The sequence below is a fragment of the Streptomyces sp. TRM70350 genome, assembly GCF_019219825.1.
Classification (GTDB): Bacteria; Actinomycetota; Actinomycetes; order Streptomycetales; family Streptomycetaceae; genus Streptomyces.
In genome coordinates this window covers 33,421-53,261 of the sequence record NZ_JAHUXH010000022.1, presented here as the reverse complement: position 1 = coordinate 53,261, position 19,841 = coordinate 33,421, and the positions used below count along the sequence as shown (strand labels likewise).

Below are 19,841 nucleotides of genomic sequence, written 5' to 3'. Positions count from 1 at the left end.
ACAACAAACTACTAAGCGGTAGCTTTTGTGGCGGGCTGCCGGGGCGGCGGCGCCTCCTCGCGGACCGTCGAGCGCCGGTTCCACGCCCGTGGCGCCCGCCAGTGGAAGCGCATCGCCAGCAGCCGCAGCACGAAGGCGGTGGCGGCGGCGAGGGTGCTGGTCAGCGGGGTGAGGGCGTCGTAGCGGATGCACAGGGCGACCATCGTGGCGCCGACGATCGCGGGCACGGCGTACAGATCGCGGTCCCAGCGCAGCAGCGACGGAACCTCGTTGGCGAGCACGTCCCGCAGCACGCCGCCGCCGACCGCCGTGGCGAGGCCGAGGGCCGCGGAGGCGTGCAGGCCGAGTCCGTACTCGTACGCCTTGGTGGTGCCCGCGACGCAGAACAGGCCGAGGCCGGCCGCGTCGAAGACGTTGACGCCTGCCTGGATGCGCTCCACGTGCGGGTGGAGGAAGACGACCAGGAGCGCGGCGAGCAGCGGGGTGAGGAAGTACCCCAGGTCCGTGAACGCGGCCGGCGGTACGGCGCCGATGACCAGGTCACGGAACAGCCCGCCGCCCAGCGCGGTGGCCTCGGCGAGCACGGCGATGCCGAAGACGTCGAAGTTCTTGCGCACGGCCAGCAGCGCGCCGGAGATCGCGAAGACGAAGATGCCTATCAGGTCGAGGGTGTGCTGAACGGATGGGGTGAACAGTTGCTGGAGCACCCTGACATTCTGACCTGTCCGGCAGCCCCCGCCTTACAAAAAAGGCAGGGGCTGGGCAGGACGGTGTCCTGCGAGTCATGGCCCGCCTACGCGGCTACAGGCTCTTCCCCACCTCGTCCCCCGCCTCCGGCTGCTCCGGCACCATCACTTCCCCGGAGTCCTCGGCCGCCTCCGACGCGAGCCCGTCCGCGATCTCCTCACGTGTCGCCGGTACCACCTCGCCGGTGGTCCGCCGCAGCGTGCCGACCGCGATCTCGGCGGCGTAGTGGCAGGCCACCCGGTGTCCGCCGCCGACATCGGTGAGTTCGGGCCGGTCGGTCGCGCAGAGGGTCTCCTGCGCCCACGGGCAGCGAGTGTGGAAGCGGCACCCGGCGGGCGGGTTGGCCGGGGAGGGCAGGTCGCCGGTGAGCAGGATGCGCTCACGCCGGTCCTCGACCTCCGGGTCGGGCACGGGCACCGCCGACATCAGGGCCCTGGTGTAGGGGTGGCGCGGCTCGGCGTAGAGGGCGTCGCTCGGTGCCTCCTCCACCAGGGCGCCCAGGTACATCACGCCGATCACGTCGGAGATGTGCCGGACCACGGCGAGGTCGTGTGCGATCACCAGGTAGGTCAGGCCCAGTTCCTGCTGGAGTTCCTCCAGCAGGTTGATCACCTGGGCCTGGATGGACACGTCCAGCGCGGAGACCGGCTCGTCGCAGATGATCACGTCGGGTTCCAGCACCAGGGCGCGGGCGATGCCGATGCGCTGGCGCTGGCCGCCGGAGAACTCGTGCGGGTAGCGCGACAGGGCGTTGGCCGGCAGACCGACCTTGGCCAGGATCGCCTTGATCTTCTCCCGGCGCTCCTCCTGCGTGGCGCCGCCCACGCCGTGGGCGAGCATGCCCTCGGTGAGGATCGACTCGATGTTCTGCCGGGGGTTGAGGGAGCCCAGCGGGTCCTGGAAGACCATCTGGAGGCGGCGCCGGAAGCGCCGCATCTCCTCGGCGGGCAGCTTCGCCAGGTCGGTGCCGTCGAGGACGACCTCGCCCTCGGTGATGTCCACCAGGCGCAGCACGGCCCGGCCGAGAGTGGTCTTGCCGCAGCCCGACTCGCCGACCAGGCCATAGGTCTGGCCCGCCTCGACCTTGAGCGAGACTCCGTCGACCGCGTGGACGTGGCCGACGGTGCGGTCGAAGAGGATGCCCTTCTTGACCGGGAAGTGGACTTTCACGCCGTCCAGTTCAAGCAGGCTCATGCGGGGACCTCCTCGGCCCGGGCGGCTTCGGCTACGGGGTGGACGCAACGCACCTGGTGACCGGGCGTGCGGGGTTCGGTGAGCTCGGGAGTGCCGGTCAGGCAGTCCAGCTCGTAGCGGTCGCAGCGGGGGGCGAAGGCGCAGCCGTCGGCCCAGGCGATCCGGTCGTTGATGGAGCCCCGCACGGGGTTCAGCGGTTCGCCGCGCGGCGCGTCCAGACGCGGGATGGAGCCCAGCAGTCCGTGCGCGTAGGGGTGGGTGGGGTGGGCGAACAGCTCCCGGCGACCGGCGGATTCCACGACCTTGCCCGCGTAGAGCACGTTGACCTGGTCGCAGAGCCCGGCCACGACGCCCAGGTCGTGGGTGATCATCAGCAGGGCAGTGCCCTCCTGGTCCACCAGTTCCTTGAGGAGTTCCAGGATCTGGGCCTGGATCGTCACGTCGAGGGCCGTGGTGGGCTCGTCGGCGATCAGCAGGTTCGGCGCGCAGGCCACCGCCATGGCGATCAGCGCGCGCTGGCGCATGCCGCCGGACATCTGGTGCGGGTACTCCTTGAGCCGCCGGGTGGGGTCGGGGATGCCGACCCGGTCCAGGAGGTGGGCGGCCTCCTTGCGGGCGGCCTCGCCCTTGAGCCCGCGGTGGCGCTGGAGGATCTCGGTGACCTGGATACCGATGGGGACGACCGGGTTCAGGGACGACAGCGGGTCCTGGAAGATCATGGCGATGCGGCTGCCGCGCAGGTCGCGCAGCTTGGCCCGGTCCATGGTGAGCAGGTCGGAACCGTCGAAGTCGGCACGGCCGCCGACCCGGACGCCCTTGCGCGGCAGCAGCCCCATCAGTGCCAGGGAGGTGACGGACTTGCCGCAGCCGGATTCGCCGACCAGCCCCACGACCTGGCCCTGGTCGACGGAGAACGAGACGCCGTCGACCGCTCGGGCCTCCTTGCGGCCGTGCTGTCCGCCGAAGGTGACGGTCAGTTCGTCGACTGTGAGAAGTGGCATGGTGGTTCAGCCTCGCAGCTTCGGGTCGAGGGCTTCCCGCATGGCCTCGCCGAGCAGGGTGAAGCCGAGGGCGGTGATGATGATGCCGACCGCCGGATAGACCGCCATCATCGGCGCGTTGTCGAAGAAGCGCTGCGCCTGGGACAGCATGACACCCCACTCGGGAACCGCCGGGTCCGGATTGCCGAGACCCAGGTAGGACAGGGCGGCCGCCTCGATGATCGCGGTGGCGAGGGACAGCGTCGCCTGCACGATCACCGGGCTGAGCGAGTTGGGCATGATCTGGGTCAGGACGATGCGCCGCCTGCGGACGCCCAGGGCGCGGGCGGCCAGTACATAGTCGGTGCCGCCCTGGGCGAGCATCGAACCGCGCAGCAGCCGGGCGAAGATCGGCACCTGGACCACACCCACGGCGATCATCACCGTGGTCAGGGACTGGCCCAGGACCGCCGCGACGGACACGGCGAGCAGCAGCGACGGCAGGGCCAGCATCATGTCGGTGATACGCATGACGACGGAGTCGACGCGCTTGCCGGCGGCGCCGCCCAGCGTGGCCGCGGCGCCCGAGAGGCCGCCGATGAGGAAGCCCACCGTGAGCCCGATGAGGGTCGACACGACACCGACGAGCAGGGTCTGCCGGGCGCCGACCAGCATGCGGGAGAACATGTCCCGGCCCAGGTGGTCCAGGCCGAGCCAGTTCTCGGCGCGCGGTCCGACGAACTGGCCCGCGTTCACCAGGACTTCCCCGCGCCACGTCTGGGCCGTCGGGCTGTAAGGGGCGATCCATGGGCCGATGACGGCGAGGATCACGAAGACAGCGATGATGGCTGCTCCGATGATCGCCATCTTGCTGGACTTCAGCCGGCGGAAGGCTTCCCGCCACAGACTCGCGCCGGTCGTGGACTCGTTGTGTGCGGTGAGCTCCGCGAGGCGCTGGATCTTCTCGGTCTTGGTGGTGCTCACGTCAGTGCACCCGCACTCTCGGGTCGATGAGGCTGTACGCCACGTCCACCAACAGGTTGATCAGGACGTATGTGATCGCGATGAACATGATGAAGCCGACCAGCACCGGGTAGTCACGGCCGTCGATCGCGGTCCGGATGAAGGAGCCGATGCCGCCGAAGGAGAACACGGACTCGGTGAGAACGGCTCCCGACAGCAACGAGCCGGTGAGCAGGCCGACGGCGGTGACCACCGGCAGCATGGCGTTGCGCAGCACATGCCGCTCGCGGATCACCCGGCGCCGCAGACCCTTGGACTCGGCGGTGCGGATGTAGTCCTCCCCCAGCACCTCCAGGACGCTGGCGCGGGTCATGCGCACGATGACGGCGAGCGGGATGGAAGCCAGTGTGACGGCCGGCAGCACCAGGTGCGTGATCGCGTCCCAGGAGGCGTCGAACTCCCCGGTGAGGATGCCGTCCAGGACGGCGAAGCCGGTCACCTCAGTGGCGTTGATACCGGTGGACTGGCGGCCGTAGCTGGGGAAGATGCCCAGGTTGACTGCGAAGACGCCCTTGAGGATCAGGGCGAGGAAGAAGACGGGGACGCAGATCCCGACGAGCGAACCCGAGACCGCCGTGACGTCCAGCCACCCGCCCCGCTTGCGGGCGGCGAAGTAGCCGAGCGGGACTCCGACCGCCACGGCGATGAGCATCGCGGTGACGGACAACTCGACGGTGGCGGGGAAGCGCAGCGTGAACTCCTCCCAGACCGGCTGTCCGGTCTGGACGGAGGTGCCCAGGTCGAGTTCGGCGATCCGCTTGAGGAAGCGCCAGTACTGGACGTACAGGGGCTGGTCGAGCCCCAACGCGCGGTTGATGCGCGCGACTTCGGCCTCGGTGGCCCTCTCCCCCAGGATCGCTGAGGCGGGTCCGCCGGGCAGCCGGTTGAGCCAGAGGAACAGCAGAACCGACAGGCCGAGCAGGGTGGGAATGAGTTGGAGCAGTCTTCGTACGACGAGACGCAGCACCCCGCATGCCCCTTTCTTACGTGTGTGCCTTCATGAACAGGTCCGCCCGGCCGCCGAGGTCAGCAGCCGGACGGACCGTGCGCCATGCCTGTCTGATGCTTACGTGAAGGAGAGTGCCGCTTACTTGAAGGAGACTTCCGCGAAGTTCTCCTGGGTCAGCGGGGAGACCTTCGGCGGGTTGACGTTCTTGCCGAAGGCGATCGCGGGCGGCGAGGAGGAGATCGGGACACCCGGCAGGTAGTCCATGATGACCTCGTTGGCCTTCTTGTACGCCGCGACGCGCTCCGCGGGGTCGGCCACCTCCGAGCCGGCGTTCACCGCGTCGAACACCTCCTGGTTCTTGAAGCCCCACTGCTTGTCGTACTCGGCGAACCAGGTGCCGATGAAGTTGTAGCCGTCGTTGAAGTCACCGGTCCAGCCCAGCATGTGCAGGGCGCAGCTGCCGGACTCGGTGGCGTCCAGGTAGTCCGGGGCCCACTTCATGGGCTTGGGGGTGACCTTGATGCCGGCCTCTTCCAGGTCGGACTTCATCAGCTCGAACAGGTCCTGCGGAGCGGGCATGTACGGGCGGGTGACCTCGGTCGGGTAGCAGAACTCGATCTGCAGGCCGCTCTCCCCGGCGTCCGCGAGGAGCTGCTTGGCCTTGGCCGGGTCGTGCGCGTACGTCTTGACCTTGTCCGAGTAGCCGTCGACGGTGTCCGGCATGAACTGCGTGGCCACCTTGCCGCCCTCGGGCAGCTGGGTCTTGACCAGGTTCTCGCGGTCGAGGGCGTGCGCGATCGCCTGGCGGACCTCCTTCTTCTTCAGCGCCGGGTTCTTCTCCTGGGTCATACCGAGGTAGAAGAGGTTGAAGACGCCACGGGTCGGGACCTCGAAGCCCTCGCCCTCCAGGGTCTTCACGTCGGCGGGGGCGACCAGGTCGTAGCCGTCGATGTCACCGGCCTGGAGCGCCTGACGGCGGCCGTCCTCGGTGTCGATGGTGCGGATGACCAGGTTCTTGACCTTGGCCTTCTCGCCCCAGTAGTCGTCGAAGCGCTCAAGGGCGACTTCCTTGTTGCCCTTGTTCCACTTCGTGATCCTGTACGGGCCGGTGCCGGCGACCGTGCCGGCCTCCTGGCTGTACTTGGGGTACGTGATGGCGTCGCCCTTGGCGGTCGCGTCCTGCTTCTCGTACTCCTTGATCGCCTTGGGCGAGTGGATCGCCAAGGCGTTCAGGGAGAAGCCGCCCGGCAGGTTCGCGGAGGGCTTCTTGACCTCGATGACGGCGGTGTTCTCGTCCTTCGCGGTGCAGGACTTGTAGTTCGCCTCGGGCGTCTCAGGGTCCTCGTTCTTCGCGAAGCCGCCCATGATGGTCTGCCAGTAGTAGGAGACCGCGCTGGACTGGTAGGTGCCCGTCCAGTTGAACCAGTGGTCGTAGTTGGCGCATACGGCCGCGGCGTTGAACGTCTCGCCGTCGTGGAACTTCACGCCCTTGCGGAGGTTGAAGGTCCAGACCGTGCCCGCGTCGTTGCTCTCCCAGCTCTCGGCGAGGCCGCCGACGAGCTTGCTGCCGCCCGGCTCGTGTTCGAGCAGCGCCTCGAAGGCCTGGCGGGTGACCCGGAAGGTCTCGCCGTCGCTCGCGAGCGCCGGGTCCAGCGAGCTGGGGTCTCCCGGGGCGCCGAACACGAACGTGTCCTTGTTGCCGTTCGAGTCTTCCTTGTCTCGCTCACTGGCACAGCCGGTGGCGATCAGACCAACCGCCAACGCGGCCGTGATCGCCCTGGCGGCGCGGGATCTGAGTATGCGCATAGGTCGGCCACTCCGGGTTCCGCTGAGGGGAATGCATAGTTGACCGCCTGAACACTACAGACGAGACCGGCGCACGAGAACAGTCCGCATAGCGGTGATACATACCTGAGATCTGAACACTCGATAAACCGGAAGCTACCGGTACATCAAGGATGTGCGTGGCTAACTCGCCTGACACAGGAGCGAGTTGGTGCATGCCTCAACTCCAGCCGCATCGACGAAACGAGCTGACGAGTGACGCAAGTCACACAGCGTAGCGGAGTCACCCATTCACCCCTTTTCCCCCATTGGCAACCTGCCGCGTTCCAGCCATGCACTCGCAACTCGCACCACACAGAAACGGGGATCAGCATGAAGGAAAAGTGGATCCGCAATGCGGGCGCGACATTCACGGCCACAGCTCTCCTGACCGGCATGATGGTCGCGGGCCAAGGGACAGCCGCTGCGGGGACGGCCGCCCGCTGAACTGTGGCACCGATCCGTTCTGCACCGTGGAGAAGTTCGGCGCAGCCACGTACAAGGCCATTGCCCCCACGGCCGGAAAGTACAACTCCAGCAGCTCCGAGGCAAAGTTGCGGTACGAGATGAGCACGACGGTATCTCGCCAGACCGCCTGGAGCGTGTCAGGGGGGCAGCGTGGACTGGGGGATCGCCAAGGCAGAGGCCGAGACCAGTTACGAGGTGACCAAGAAGACCGCCAAGGGCGTCAAGGTGGCCAACGTCATGGAAGTCAAGGCCAAGCACTATGGCTTCACGGACTATGGGGTTCTGAATTCCATAATCGTCAATCCCATGTTCTCCGAATGCCAGACCAGGAATTCGGGCGGCTGCACGCCCAAGCCGTAGCATCGGATCGGTGACAGCAGCAATCTGAAACGTGTTTGGGGAGGGAGTCCGAGGACTCCCTCCCCATACGTGTGCAGTCCGAGAGCAGCGGCTTCTCTTTTTCAGTAGGGATCAGTAGGAAGGTGGATAACCGTATCCACGGGCCGCCGATGCCGGGGCGGCATGGGCCTCGCGGTCGTAGAACGGGCGGGCGTTGGCGCGCAGCCACATCGCGACCGGGTCGTACTCGTCGGACATCGCGACCGTCGACACCGGCAGTCCGTCCGGGACCGCGCCGATCGACTGCTGCATCATCGCGCGTACGGAGTCCACGGCTGGCGGTGAGGTGTCGTACACATCGAGACCGATGGCGAGATACGGCGCCCCGAGCGCGGGCTGGACCCAGGCGCGGCGCAGGGAGCGGACGGCCGGGGTGCGGTGGGCGTTCTGCGACAGCAGGGCGTAGAACTGCGGGATCTGGATGCCGGGTTCGGACAGCCGCAGGGGCCCGGCGGGCTGGCGGTCGAGGCCGGTGGCGATGCGGCGCAGGTCCAGCCAGGGGATGCCGACGCCGCCGCCGGGGGCGTGCGGGTTCAGCCAGAGGCCGTAGTGGTCGGGGTAGAGGGTGCGGGCGACGTCGACTCCGTCGACGACCTCGTAACTGCGGTTCCAGCCGCTGGCGGAGAGTTCCTGGGCGGAGGTGACGCAGGGGGCGTAGCCGTAGCCCTCGACCTCCATGTTCCCGTACTGGGCGTCGGGGCTGCCGGCCTGGCCGTGCCACAGCAGCATCCAGACCTGGCCGGAGTGGGGGGTCGCGAGGGCGCGCAGGAGTGCCTCGTAGGCGTCGTAGCGCCCCGGCGTCACCTGGCGCAGCATGTGCTCGACCTGGCCGGCCGCGGCGGTGCCGCTCGCGCTCACCTCTGTACCGCCCCTTCGTTCAAGGATCGCCCCGCGTACGGAACCAGCTTATGCGCCCAAGGGCTCGGGACTCATTGTCCGTCGGCGAGTGCGGGATTCGTCGTGGCTTGTCGCGCAGTTCCCCGCGCCCCTACGGCGTTACAGGCCCCGTTGGTAAAAGGGGCGCACCCGCTCCCGCAGCCACGTGACCACCGGGTCCTGTGCCACGTCCAGCAGGACCAGGTTGACCGGCCACCTCACCGGGACCCTGCCCAGGGCGCGGCCGAGGGCGTCCAGGGGGGCGGCGCGCAGGTCGCCCTCCCACTGGGAGAGTTCGACGCCCACGAACATCACCGGGTCCGCCGTCTCGATCGCCGCCAGGCAGCGGCGGGCCGTGGTGACGACGCCGATCGCCTCGAACTCCGTGGCCGCCGCGGTGAGGAAGTCGACCGGGTCGTCCTGCCAGTCGGGCTCGAACAGGCGGACCCGGCCGCCGCTCGCGGGGCCGTCCAGGGCGGTGCGGCCGGCCCGGCTGAGTTCGGCGACGGCCGCCGGGGGCAGCGGGACCCCGACCACGCCGCCCGGGTTCACCGCGATGCCCGCCTGTGGGGGCAGGCCGCGGGCGAACTCGACGGCGGGGGCGATGGTGTACGACATGTGGGAGCCGACGACCTGGCGGAACTGCTCCTCGGAGCTGAAGACGGGGACGTAGGCCTGGCCGTCGATCTCCATGCTGGGCAGGTCGAGGGGGCCGCTGTGCGGGCCACCGCCGTTGGGCAGCGGCACCCACACGAAGCTGCGGCCGAGCACCTCGACGATCCGGCCGCCGGCCGACGGGACGCCGAGGGAGGCCGACAGCACCTCCTCCAGCTCGTTGCCGGGCCATCCGCCGTGCGGATGGGGGTGCGCCTGCGCCGGAATGTCCCCCGGGAAGTCCATCTGCCTACCGCCTGCTCCGTACCAGTACCACCGGCCGAAAAGGCTAACCCGCCACCCACACGGCCCGCTGCGCCAGCCCGCGCAACCGGCCCCGCACAGGGCACCGACCGCGGCGCTCAGCCGGTCGCCGCCGCGGGTCGAGCAGGCGCCGGCCCGCGCAGCCCATCCGGCGCAGCCCGACCGCCACGGCGATCAGCCCGGCGAAGCCCAGCCCATCCGCGCGACGGTCAGCCCATGCAGCCGGTCCCGCACAGGGCGCCGCCCGCGGCGCTCAGCCCGCGAAGCGAAGGCACGTGCCGCCGCGCTCAGCACGTGCCGCCGATCCGGCGCAGCCCGGCCGCCGTCGCTCCGCGAGTAGGTGTCAGCCCGTGAAGCCGATTCTGCGGAGTGTGTTCGCCGCCGCGCGGTCGAGCAGGAGGGCGGCGCCGCAACCGTGGGGCAGGTCACCGCGTTCGGCGCGGCGGACCAGGCGGGCGGCGGCGCGGCGGTGGCGCAGGAACGCGTACCGCGAGACGCCGCGGCCGCGGGCGCGCTGGCCGGCCAGGGCCTGCTCGGGGGTGACGTCGAGCAGCAGCAGGTGGAGGGTGCCGCCGCGGCGGCGGGCCTCGCGGGCCAGCCAGGCGCGCACCCAGGCCTGCGTACCGCAGTCGTGGACGACGACGCCCTCGCCGGTGCGCAGGGCGCGGCGCAGTCCGGCGTAGTGCGCGAGGCGGACGAGGGGGCGGTACACCGCGTACGGCAGCCAGTCCGGCGTACGGAGGTCCCAGCGGTCGCGGGTGTCCTGGGAGTCGATGCGCCGGCCGCGGACCGCCCGCCGCATCAGGGTGGACTTGCCGCTGCCCGGCAGGCCCGTGATCACGACGAGGTCGTGCGGGCCGAAGAGCAGGGCGTGCGGGCTGCGGCCCGCGCGGTCGCGCAGGTCGCGGACCACGGGGGACGGCAGCGGGGCGCACGCATCCCGGGCCGGGGCGGTCGGCTGCTTGGGCACTGCGAGGCCCGCGGTGGTCGCGTAGGCCGTGGTCCTGTTCACCGTGATCGTCCTCCCCTGGGGCGGTTCACGAGTTACCGTCCCCGTCGAGTGTAAAGAGAAGGTAATGCACGACGTCTCGCGTTTCCGTCCGCTTCCCGCAACAACCCTGCCACAGCACACTGTGCCCGGCTGTGGACGCTGTGTATCCCCTGTGGACGATGTGTGCCACCCCTGAAAGGTCCCCCTGCCGCCCGGGAGCGATGCGTGCAATGATGTGCGCGCCAACTGCATACCGGCCGCTTGAATCCGCGCGGGAGAGTCCCCAGGCACGACATGGCTGGGGCGCCGAAGGAGCAAGTCCCTCCCTTGAATCTCTCAGGCCCCGTTACCGCGCGGGCGAGGCACATCTGAAAAGCGGGCCGCTGCCGCAGTGGCTCCACCCAAGGTGCAAGCCATGCCCACCGTTCCACGCGGACGGTCATGGCGAACCTCTCAGGTTCCGATGACAGATGGGGAGGAACGACCTCGCCGTCATGCCTTGGGAGACCGACCGATGAGCAGTACCCCACCCCGTCGTACCGCGCTCGATGCCCTGCATCGCTCGCTGGGCGCGACCATGACCGACTTCGCCGGCTGGGACATGCCCCTGCGCTACGGTTCCGAGCGCGACGAGCACCTCGCGGTGCGCACGAAGGCCGGGCTGTTCGACCTCTCGCACATGGGTGAGATCACCGTCACCGGTCCGCAGGCGGCGCAGCTGCTGAACTACGCGCTCGTCGGCAACATCGCCTCGGTCGGCGTCGGCCGCGCCCGGTACACCATGATCTGCCGGGCGGACGGCGGCATCCTCGACGACCTGATCGTCTACCGGCTCGCCGAGGCCGAGTACATGGTCGTGGCCAACGCGAGCAACGCGCAGGTCGTCCTGGACGCGCTGACGGAGCGCGCGGAAGGGTTCGACGCCGCCGTCCGCGACGACCGCGACGCCTACGCCCTGATCGCCGTCCAGGGCCCCGAGTCCCCCGGCATCCTCAAGCAGCTCACCGACGCCGACCTCGACGGCCTGAAGTACTACGCCGGCCTGCCCGGCACCGTCGCGGGCGTCCCGGCGCTGATCGCGCGCACCGGGTACACCGGCGAGGACGGCTTCGAGCTGTTCGTGAAGCCGGAGCACGCCGTCGCCCTGTGGGAGGCGCTGACCGAGGCGGGCGCGGGCGTCGGCCTGGTCCCGTGCGGGCTGTCCTGCCGGGACACGCTGCGCCTGGAGGCGGGCATGCCGCTGTACGGGCACGAACTGTCCACCTCCCTCACCCCCTTCGACGCCGGGCTCGGCCGGGTGGTGAAGTTCGACAAGGAGGGCGACTTCGTGGGGCGCGAGGCGCTCGCCGAGGCCGCCGAGCGGGCCGCTTCCCAGCCGCCGCGCGTCCTGGTCGGCCTGGTCGCCGAGGGCCGCCGGGTGCCGCGCGCCGGGTACGCCGTGGTCGCCGGCGGCGAGGTGATCGGGGAGGTCACCTCCGGCGCCCCCTCCCCCACACTGGGCAAGCCGATCGCCATGGCCTACGTCGACCCCGCGCACGCGGCGCCGGGCACGCCGGGCGTCGGTGTGGACATCCGGGGCACCCACGAGCCGTACGAGGTCGTGGCGCTGCCGTTCTACAAGCGCCGGAAGTAGAGACTGACAGCAAGCTCCAGAAGCAGGGACTGACAGCGCTCAGTGCGTGGCCCTGCGCGCATCTCCGCTGCTCACGCACGTTTCCAGCAGTCCTCCATCCACCAGCACCGACCCCCGTACAGGAGAATCCAGGCCATGAGCAACCCCCAGCAGCTGCGCTACAGCAAGGAGCACGAGTGGCTGTCGGCCGCCGAGGACGGCGTCGCGACGGTCGGCATCACCGAGTTCGCGGCGAACGCGCTCGGCGATGTCGTCTTCGCCCAGCTCCCCGAGGTGGGCTCCCAGGTGACCGCGGGCGAGACCTGCGGCGAACTGGAGTCGACCAAGTCGGTCAGCGACCTGTACTCCCCGGTCACCGGTGAGGTCACCGAGATCAACGAGGACGTGGTGAACGACCCGTCCCTGGTGAACTCCGCGCCCTTCGAGGGCGGCTGGCTGTTCAAGGTGCGCATCGCCGAGGAGCCGGCCGAGCTGCTCTCCGCCGACGAGTACGCCGCCCACACCGCCGGCTGAGGAGTCGTAGCCCCATGTCCGTCCTGAACACCCCCCTGCACGAACTCGACCCGGCCGTCGCGGCCGCCGTCGACGCCGAGCTGCACCGCCAGCAGTCCACCCTCGAAATGATCGCCTCGGAGAACTTCGCCCCGGTCGCGGTCATGGAGGCGCAGGGCTCGGTGCTGACCAACAAGTACGCCGAGGGCTACCCCGGCCGCCGCTACTACGGCGGCTGCGAGCACGTCGACGTGGTCGAGCAGATCGCGATCGACCGCGTCAAGGAGCTGTTCGGCGCCGAGCACGCCAACGTGCAGCCGCACTCGGGCGCGCAGGCCAACGCGGCCGCGATGTTCGCGCTGCTCAAGCCCGGCGACACGATCATGGGTCTGAACCTCGCGCACGGCGGGCACCTGACCCACGGCATGAAGATCAACTTCTCCGGCAAGCTCTACACCGTGGTCGCCTACCACGTCGGCGAGGACGGCCTGGTCGACATGGCCGAGGTGGAGCGCCTCGCCAAGGAGAACAAGCCGAAGCTGATCGTGGCAGGCTGGTCGGCCTACCCCCGGCAGCTGGACTTCGCCGCCTTCCGGCGGATCGCGGACGAGGTCGGCGCGTACCTGATGGTCGACATGGCCCACTTCGCCGGTCTGGTCGCCGCCGGGCTGCACCCGAACCCGGTGCCGCACGCCCACGTGGTGACCACCACCACCCACAAGACGCTGGGCGGGCCGCGCGGCGGTGTGATCCTGTCCACGGCCGAACTGGCGAAGAAGATCAACTCCGCGGTCTTCCCCGGTCAGCAGGGTGGCCCGCTGGAGCATGTGATCGCCGCAAAGGCGGTCGCCTTCAAGGTCGCGGCCTCGGAGGACTTCAAGGAGCGGCAGCGCCGTACCCTGGAAGGCGCGCGCCTGCTCGCCGAGCGGCTGGTGAAGGACGACGTCGCCCGGCACGGCGTATCCGTCCTCTCCGGCGGCACGGACGTCCACCTGGTCCTGGTCGACCTGCGCCACTCCGAGCTGGACGGCCAGCAGGCCGAGGACCGGCTCCACGAGGTCGGCATCACGGTCAACCGCAACGCGATCCCGAACGACCCCCGCCCGCCGATGGTGACGTCCGGGCTGCGGATCGGCACGCCCGCGCTGGCCACCCGCGGCTTCACGGCCGAGGACTTCGCCGAGGTCGCGGACGTGATCGCCGAGGCGCTGAAGCCGTCGTACGAGGCGGATGCGCTGAAAGCACGGGTCAAGGCGCTCGCCGACAAGCACCCGCTGTACCCCGGCCTGAGCAAATAGTTCCGACAGTGGGCTCCACACCCGCGTGGAGCCCACCGCACCACCCCTGCCCTGAGGAGTCACCGTGGCCATCTCGGTCTTCGACCTGTTCTCGATCGGCATCGGCCCGTCCAGCTCCCACACGGTCGGCCCGATGCGCGCGGCCCGTATGTTCGCCCGCCGCCTGAGCGGCGAGGAGTTGCTGGGCTCCGTGGCCTCGCTGCGCGTCGAGCTGTACGGCTCCCTGGGCGCGACCGGACACGGGCACGGCACGCCCAAGGCGGTGCTGCTCGGCCTGGAGGGGGACTCGCCGCGCACGGTGGACGTGGAGACCGCCGACGAGCGGGTGGAGGCGATCAGGGCCGCCGGCCGGCTGAGCCTCCTCGGCGAGCAGGAGATCGCCTTCGACTTCGACGCCGACCTGATCCTCCACCGCCGTAAGGCCCTCCCCTACCACGCGAACGGCATGACCCTGTGGGCGTACGACGCCTCCGGGGCGGAGCTGCTGACCAGGACGTACTACTCGGTGGGCGGCGGATTCGTCGTCGACGAGGAGGCGGTCGGCGCGGACCGCATCAAGCTGGACGACACGGTCCTGAAGTACCCCTTCCGCACGGGCGACGAGCTGCTGCGCCTGACGAAGGAGACGGGACTGTCGATCTCGTCGCTGATGCTGGAGAACGAGCGCGCCTGGCGCACCGAGGAGGAGATCCGCGCCGGGCTGCTGGACATCTGGCAGGTGATGCAGGCGTGCGTGCGGCGCGGCATGACCCGGGAGGGCATCCTGCCGGGCGGCCTGAAGGTGCGCCGCCGCGCCGCCAACACCGCGCGCAAGCTGCGCTCGGAGGGCGACCCGAAGGCCCTCGCCATGGAGTGGATCACGCTCTACGCGATGGCGGTGAACGAGGAGAACGCGGCCGGCGGCCGGGTCGTCACCGCCCCCACCAACGGCGCGGCCGGCATCATCCCGGCGGTCCTGCACTACTACATCAACTTCGTGCCGGGCGCGGACGAGGACGGAGTGGTCCGCTTCCTGCTCGCGGCCGGCGCGATCGGCATGCTGTTCAAGGAGAACGCCTCCATCTCCGGCGCCGAGGTCGGCTGCCAGGGCGAGGTCGGCTCCGCCTGCTCGATGGCCGCGGGCGCCCTCGCCGAGGTGCTCGGCGGCAGCCCCGAACAGGTCGAGAACGCCGCCGAGATCGGCATGGAACACAACCTCGGCCTCACCTGCGACCCCGTGGGCGGCCTGGTCCAGATCCCGTGCATCGAACGCAACGGCATGGCCGCGGTGAAGGCGGTCACGGCGGCACGGATGGCGATGCGCGGCGACGGCTCGCACAAGGTGTCGCTGGACAAGGTCATCAAGACGATGAAGGACACCGGCGCCGACATGAGCGTGAAGTACAAGGAGACGGCCCGGGGCGGGCTGGCGGTGAACATCATCGAGTGCTGATCGCGTCACCGGCGCCGCGCGGGGGAATCATCAACTCCCGTCCCCCCACCGTCACGTCCGGGAGCCCCCATGCTGCGCGGCATCGACGTCAGCTCCTACCAGTCCACCACCTACGACACCGACGGCCTCTCCTTCGTCTTCGTCAAGGCCACGGAGGGCCGCACCTACGTCAACCCGAAGCTGGCCGCCCAGACCGAGCGCGGCCGGGACGCCGGGCTCGTCGTCGGCTTCTACCACTTCCTGTGGCCGGGCAACCTCACCGCCCAGGCCGAGTACTTCGTCAGCAGGGCCCCTGAGCGGGCCGGCGACATCCTCGCCGTCGACTGGGAGACCACCGGCGCCGGGACGCACGCCGGCAACGCGGAGAAGGACCGGTTCATCCGGAAGGTGAAGGAGCTGCGGCCGAACAACCGGGTGGTGCTGTACGCAAACCGCCACTTCTGGCTGAACGTCGACACCACCTCGTACGCAGGCGACGGCCTGTGGATCGCCGACTACGTCACCGCGGGTAAGCCACGCATCAAGGCGAAGTGGCGGTTTCACCAGTACACCGACGACCCGATCGACAAGAATGTCGCGGACTTCGCGAGCAAGGACGCCTTACGGACATGGGCCAGGGGCGACTGAACAGGGGGCGGAAGCATGGCGGAGACGGATCCCGTGGAGACGGCCTGGCGGATTCATGCGGCGCTGACCGACTGGACCGGCAAGGTGGACGCCAAGGCCGGGTTCGCGTTGACACTGGAGTCGGCCGCGTTGGGTGCGATCATCGCGTTCTCCGGGTCCCGGCATCGGCTGGGGCAGCTGGACGGTGCGTTTCCGACCGTGCTGTTCTGGGTGGGTGCGGCGCTGCTGGGCCTGGCGGCGCTCGCGGCCGTTTCCGTCGTCAGTCCGCGGCTGGGTACGGCGCAGGGGCACGACTGGCGGCAGAACTTCGTGTACTTCGGGGATCTGCGGCACTGGGAACCCGACCGGCTCGCCGAGAAACTCGCCGACACCTCTGCGCTGGCTCCGCTGAGCCGTCAGCTGGTCGACATGAGCCGGGTCATATGGGCCAAGCAACAGCGGGTGCGGCAGTCGCTGATGCTCGCCGTCGCCGGTGTGGTGGTCGTCGTGCTCGCGTGGCTGCTGGGCCGGTAGCCATGGGTCACCGCCCCGCCTCCTTCTGGGAGGCGCTCGATCCCGCCGACCGGACCCTGCTGGAGCGTTCGGGCACCCGGCTGTCGCTGCCGGCGGACCGGCTGCTGCTGGCACAGGGCGAGGACTCGGACCATCTGGTCGTACTGCTGAGCGGCTGGATCAAGGTGGTCGCCCAGTCGCACGCGGGCTACCGCGCGCTGCTCGCCCTGCGCGGTCCGGGCGAACTGCTGGGCGAGCAGGCCGGTCTGGAGGGGCGGCGCCGCTCGGCGTCGCTCCTCACGGCCACCGCGGTCGGCGTACTGCAGCTGACGGCGGCCCGCTTCCACGGGTACGCCCGGTCCCGGCCGTCCATCGCGGCGGCGCTGGAGCAGACGCTGTCGCAGCGGCTGCGCGAGGCCGACACCCAGCGCACCGGCATCACCGAGCCGGTGCCCGCCCGGCTCGCAGCCCTCCTGCTGGACCTGGTGGAGCGGTGCGGCGAGCCGGAGCCCGACGGCACCGGCCACCGGATCGGGCTCCCGCTCTCCCAGGACGACCTCGCCGGGCTGCTGCTCACCTCCCGGCGCACGGTGAGCCGGGTGCTGGAGCAGTGGCGTGCCCAGGGCTGGGTGGTGACGGGACGTCAGTCGCTGTTGGTGCGGTCCGTGGACCAGTTGAAGGGGCTGGCGTTCGGCGGGTGACTCGGGCTCAGCACGGGGAGTGGCTCACCCCCTCCTTGGGTGCCTTGAAGATGCGGTAGCCGTCGGTGCCGGTCAGTTGGTAGGTGACCGTCCAGTCCGTGCAGGTGCTGTTCTCGTGGCCGGCGGGGCCGTACCCCGGGTCCTGGTGGCTGCGGAAGCTGACCGTGGCGAGGGTGAAGTCGCCGGAGTCGCGTACGGCCGTCAGGGCGATGTCGGACTCCTGCGTGGTGGCCATGACCTCCTTCCACTTGTCGCGGCTTGCGGCGGAGTCGAGGTCCACTGTGGCGGTGCCGGGGTCGTAGTAGCCGAGCGCCTTGTCGTAGTCCTTGGTGTTGATGGCGCCGTAGAAGTGGGCGAACATGGCGGCCACTTCCGGGGCCTGCGGTGCGTCGGACGCCTGGGAGTAGTCCACGGACGCGCCGGGGGCCTCGGCCAGGTACTCCGGTTCCGGTTCCGCGTCCGCCGTGTTCTCGGGTGGCGGATACGTGCCGCCGGTGTCGGGGGCGGACCGGACGGACGGGCTGTCGGTCGCCGCCCCCGACCCCGACGTCAGCGAGTTCACGAGGTCCGGCCCGTACTGCACGGCGGCCCACAGGCCCCCGATCACCAGCAGCAGCGCCACGAATGCCTTGGCCGGCCCGCCCCCGGCCGTCCCGGAGGTCGCCGGGGGCCGCTGCGGTGCCTGGAACGGGACCGGGTCCGGGTGGGGTTCGGGGTCCGGGGGCGGCGGCTGGTACGGGTTGCCGACGGGCGCGGCCGACGGGCGCCGGCCCATCCGGTGCCGGGCCAGGTCCAGCGCGGTCAGCCACTCGCCCATCGCGGGCCGTCGCGCGGGGTCCCGGGTCTGGCCGCGCGAGGCGAGGTTGGCCAGCTCGGTGGAGACGGCGCGCAGCGGCGTCAGGTCCGTGCTGTCGTGGTCGCGGTTGAACACCCGCGCGGCGACCAGGGCGAACTTCCAGGAGTCCGAGGCCGCCGTGGCCTTCGCCGGTTCCGGCACCTCCCAGCCGGTCGTCTCCACCTGCGACATCACGTCCCGGCCCCGGCACCGCATCGAGTCGCAGTCGATCAGCAGGCACTTGGGCGTGCCGATCAGTGTGAACAGGATGTTCTTCGGCGACAGGTCGCCCACCGTCACCCCGTTGCGGTGCAGCCGGTCCAGGGTGCGCGCCAGATCGAGCAGCAGCGCCAGCCGCTGCCCGTCGTCGACGTGCAGGCCGATACGGGCGGCGTAGCCGTCGTCGTTGAGCAGGAACTCCAGTGCCTGGAGCTTCACCTCCGACAGGTTCGGGCTGTGCAGTTCGTACGCCGGTGCCACCCGCGGCATCAGAAAGCCGACCACGCGCATCCCGGCGTTCTGCGACGGCGGCAGCCGCTCCGGCGGCCGGCCCGTGTAGACCATGGCGGACGGCCAGGTCAGCCGGTTGTCCAGCAGGGCGCGGTCGGACGGGCTCAGCAGGTCGCGCAGCACCACCATGTCGTGCAGGACGTCGGCGTCGTACGCGATTCCCGGCAGGTACTCCTTGTAGGCGAGGTACTGGCCCTGGAACCGGCCGGGCGGGCTGGGCACGGCGTACACCTTGCCCTGCCCGCCGGCGCCCAGGGAGCGCGCGGTGTAGTCGCCGAGCTGGTCGGGCCGGACCCAGGACACCGTCGTCATCATGGCGCTGTCCGTTCGCGGTCGCGGGGCCACAGGGCGATCAGGGTCCGGTCGTCGTCGAAGGTCTCCCGGGAGAAGTCGAGCAGGTGCGCGAAACCCAGCGGCGGTACGGGGCGGCGCAGCTGGTCGGCGAAGAGCCGGCCGACCATGCCGCGCCCGTCGCCGACCGGGTCGCCGAAGCCGTCCGTGCCGACCAGCAGGACGCTGCCCGGCTCCAGCCTGAACTCCAGCGGGCGATAGTCCCGGGGGACGTACGGCAGGGGCTGCACGGCCGAGGAGAGCAGCCCGTCGGCGCCGGGCGTCTTGCCGCCCAGCATCGGGTAGAGCTCCTCGTGCTTGATCTGCCAGACCCCGGAGTCGCCCACCGACAGCAGGGCGACGTGGACGCCCTCCGGGGTGGGCGTGGCCACCCCGGCGACCAGCGTGGTGGCCAGCAGTTCCGCTGTCTCCGCCACCCCGGCGTCCGGGGTGCGCAACAGACGGCCGGCCTGTTCGCGCAGCTGCCAGTGGACCGTGGACAGCAGCTTCTGCCAGTCCGTGACGAAGCCGCCGCCCTCGCGCACCTGCTTGAGCAGTTCGTCGACCGCGCTGCGGCAGGCCAGTTGGGAGCCGATGTGCGGTTGGCGCGCGTCGGAGACCCCGTCGGCGACGGCGATCACCACGGTGCCGGTGTTCGGGTCCCAGGCCGCCGCCGCGTCGTCCTCGCGTGGGCGGCCGTCCCAGCGGTGCTGCTGGCCGCGGACCGAGGCCAGCCGGAGATCGAGCGTGTGCGTCGACCAGCCGTCGCACACCGTGTCGGGGCGGTACGACAGCCCACCCGTCGGCGGCCGGGGCGGGAAGTCGGCGCCCTCCTCCTGGTCGAGGGACATCCGGCGCCACAGGTCCATGCCGATGTTCTTCGGCGCCGCCGACCGCGGCTGCGACTGCGGCTGCGACTGCGACTGCGACTGCGACTGCGACTGCGACTGCGACTGCGGCGGGAACTGCTGCTGCTGCCAGTCGGTGTCCTGCTGCCAGTCGTAGACACCGGCCTGCGCGGGCTGTTGCGGGCGCAGGGGCGGGGCCGGGCGGGGTGGCGCGGGCGCCGGGCCGGTCTGCTGCGTGGGTTCGTCGGGGGCGCGACGATGGGGGAACCGCACG

19 protein-coding genes and 1 riboswitch are annotated in these 19,841 nt (G+C 70.3%); of the genes, 8 read left to right on the top strand and 11 right to left on the bottom strand.

What is annotated here, in order from left to right; all coding sequences use genetic code 11:
* Positions 1-11 precede the first annotated feature (11 nt).
* The 6 genes from KWI83_RS27175 to KWI83_RS27150 form a co-directional block, all read right to left on the bottom strand.
* Positions 12-707 (bottom strand): trimeric intracellular cation channel family protein, encoded by a 696-nt coding sequence (locus KWI83_RS27175; RefSeq protein WP_218517023.1) that lies wholly within the window; start codon positions 705-707, stop codon positions 12-14.
* A gap of 94 nt (positions 708-801) precedes the next feature.
* Complete coding sequence (locus KWI83_RS27170) at positions 802-1,941, bottom strand: ABC transporter ATP-binding protein (protein ID WP_218517022.1); 1,140 nt, start codon at positions 1,939-1,941, stop codon at positions 802-804.
* On the bottom strand, positions 1,938-2,942 hold the full coding sequence (locus KWI83_RS27165; protein ID WP_218517021.1) for an ABC transporter ATP-binding protein: 1,005 nt from the start codon (positions 2,940-2,942) through the stop codon (positions 1,938-1,940). The genes KWI83_RS27170 and KWI83_RS27165 overlap by 4 nt, the downstream gene beginning before the upstream one ends.
* A gap of 6 nt (positions 2,943-2,948) precedes the next feature.
* A complete protein-coding gene (locus KWI83_RS27160; protein WP_218517020.1) occupies positions 2,949-3,905 on the bottom strand; it encodes an ABC transporter permease in 957 nt (318 codons plus the stop codon).
* A 1-nt stretch (position 3,906) separates the two neighbouring features.
* Positions 3,907-4,911, bottom strand: coding sequence for an ABC transporter permease (locus KWI83_RS27155; protein ID WP_218517019.1), 1,005 nt, complete (start codon positions 4,909-4,911; stop codon positions 3,907-3,909).
* Between the two features lie 120 nt (positions 4,912-5,031).
* Positions 5,032-6,699, bottom strand: a complete 1,668-nt coding sequence (locus KWI83_RS27150) for an ABC transporter substrate-binding protein (RefSeq protein ID WP_218517018.1) — start codon at positions 6,697-6,699, stop codon at positions 5,032-5,034.
* Between the two features lie 636 nt (positions 6,700-7,335).
* Between KWI83_RS27150 and KWI83_RS27145 the strand changes: the two genes are divergently transcribed.
* The gene (locus tag KWI83_RS27145; RefSeq protein WP_218517017.1) at positions 7,336-7,545 is read left to right on the top strand and encodes a hypothetical protein; all 210 of its coding nucleotides are present in this window, start codon (positions 7,336-7,338) and stop codon (positions 7,543-7,545) included.
* 111 nt (positions 7,546-7,656) lie between these two features.
* On the opposite strand, the gene KWI83_RS27140 is transcribed toward KWI83_RS27145, so the two are convergent.
* The 3 genes from KWI83_RS27140 to KWI83_RS27130 all read right to left on the bottom strand — a co-directional run bounded on the left by KWI83_RS27140 (position 7,657) and on the right by KWI83_RS27130 (position 10,390).
* Positions 7,657-8,442, bottom strand: a complete 786-nt coding sequence (locus KWI83_RS27140) for an enhanced serine sensitivity protein SseB C-terminal domain-containing protein (protein ID WP_218517016.1) — start codon at positions 8,440-8,442, stop codon at positions 7,657-7,659.
* Positions 8,443-8,580: 138 nt separating this feature from the next.
* Positions 8,581-9,360 carry an enhanced serine sensitivity protein SseB gene (locus KWI83_RS27135; RefSeq protein WP_218517015.1) on the bottom strand — a complete coding sequence of 260 codons (780 nt, stop codon included), beginning with the start codon at positions 9,358-9,360 and terminating at the stop codon, positions 8,581-8,583.
* Positions 9,361-9,721: 361 nt separating this feature from the next.
* Positions 9,722-10,390: an AAA family ATPase gene (locus KWI83_RS27130; RefSeq protein ID WP_218517014.1), complete on the bottom strand. Its 669-nt coding sequence runs from the start codon at positions 10,388-10,390 to the stop codon at positions 9,722-9,724.
* Between the two features lie 241 nt (positions 10,391-10,631).
* Positions 10,632-10,731, top strand: a riboswitch (glycine riboswitch).
* A gap of 152 nt (positions 10,732-10,883) precedes the next feature.
* On the opposite strand from KWI83_RS27130, the gene gcvT reads away from it, so the two are divergent.
* The 7 genes from gcvT (at position 10,884) to KWI83_RS27095 (ending at position 17,044) form a co-directional block, all read left to right on the top strand.
* Positions 10,884-12,002 carry a glycine cleavage system aminomethyltransferase GcvT gene (gene gcvT / locus KWI83_RS27125; protein ID WP_218517013.1) on the top strand — a complete coding sequence of 373 codons (1,119 nt, stop codon included), beginning with the start codon at positions 10,884-10,886 and terminating at the stop codon, positions 12,000-12,002.
* Between the two features lie 135 nt (positions 12,003-12,137).
* The gene (gene gcvH / locus KWI83_RS27120) at positions 12,138-12,515 is read left to right on the top strand and encodes a glycine cleavage system protein GcvH (RefSeq protein ID WP_218517012.1); all 378 of its coding nucleotides are present in this window, start codon (positions 12,138-12,140) and stop codon (positions 12,513-12,515) included.
* A 14-nt stretch (positions 12,516-12,529) separates the two neighbouring features.
* On the top strand, positions 12,530-13,792 hold the full coding sequence (gene glyA, locus KWI83_RS27115; RefSeq protein ID WP_218517011.1) for a serine hydroxymethyltransferase: 1,263 nt from the start codon (positions 12,530-12,532) through the stop codon (positions 13,790-13,792).
* A 64-nt stretch (positions 13,793-13,856) separates the two neighbouring features.
* Positions 13,857-15,224: an L-serine ammonia-lyase gene (locus tag KWI83_RS27110; protein WP_218517010.1), complete on the top strand. Its 1,368-nt coding sequence runs from the start codon at positions 13,857-13,859 to the stop codon at positions 15,222-15,224.
* Positions 15,225-15,293: 69 nt separating this feature from the next.
* Positions 15,294-15,851 carry a glycoside hydrolase family 25 protein gene (locus KWI83_RS27105; RefSeq protein WP_218517009.1) on the top strand — a complete coding sequence of 186 codons (558 nt, stop codon included), beginning with the start codon at positions 15,294-15,296 and terminating at the stop codon, positions 15,849-15,851.
* 15 nt (positions 15,852-15,866) lie between these two features.
* Positions 15,867-16,364, top strand: a complete 498-nt coding sequence (locus KWI83_RS27100) for a Pycsar system effector family protein (protein ID WP_218517008.1) — start codon at positions 15,867-15,869, stop codon at positions 16,362-16,364.
* Between the two features lie 2 nt (positions 16,365-16,366).
* Positions 16,367-17,044, top strand: a complete 678-nt coding sequence (locus KWI83_RS27095) for a Crp/Fnr family transcriptional regulator (protein WP_218517007.1) — start codon at positions 16,367-16,369, stop codon at positions 17,042-17,044.
* Between the two features lie 7 nt (positions 17,045-17,051).
* Here the strand turns inward: KWI83_RS27095 and KWI83_RS27090 are convergent, their stop codons facing one another.
* Both KWI83_RS27090 and KWI83_RS27085 read right to left on the bottom strand, forming a co-directional pair.
* Positions 17,052-18,704, bottom strand: a complete 1,653-nt coding sequence (locus KWI83_RS27090; protein ID WP_218517006.1) for a hypothetical protein — start codon at positions 18,702-18,704, stop codon at positions 17,052-17,054.
* Positions 18,701-19,840: a protein phosphatase 2C domain-containing protein gene (locus KWI83_RS27085; RefSeq protein WP_218517005.1), complete on the bottom strand. Its 1,140-nt coding sequence runs from the start codon at positions 19,838-19,840 to the stop codon at positions 18,701-18,703. Before KWI83_RS27085 ends, KWI83_RS27090 begins: the two co-directional genes overlap by 4 nt.
* Position 19,841: the final 1 nt, after the last annotated feature.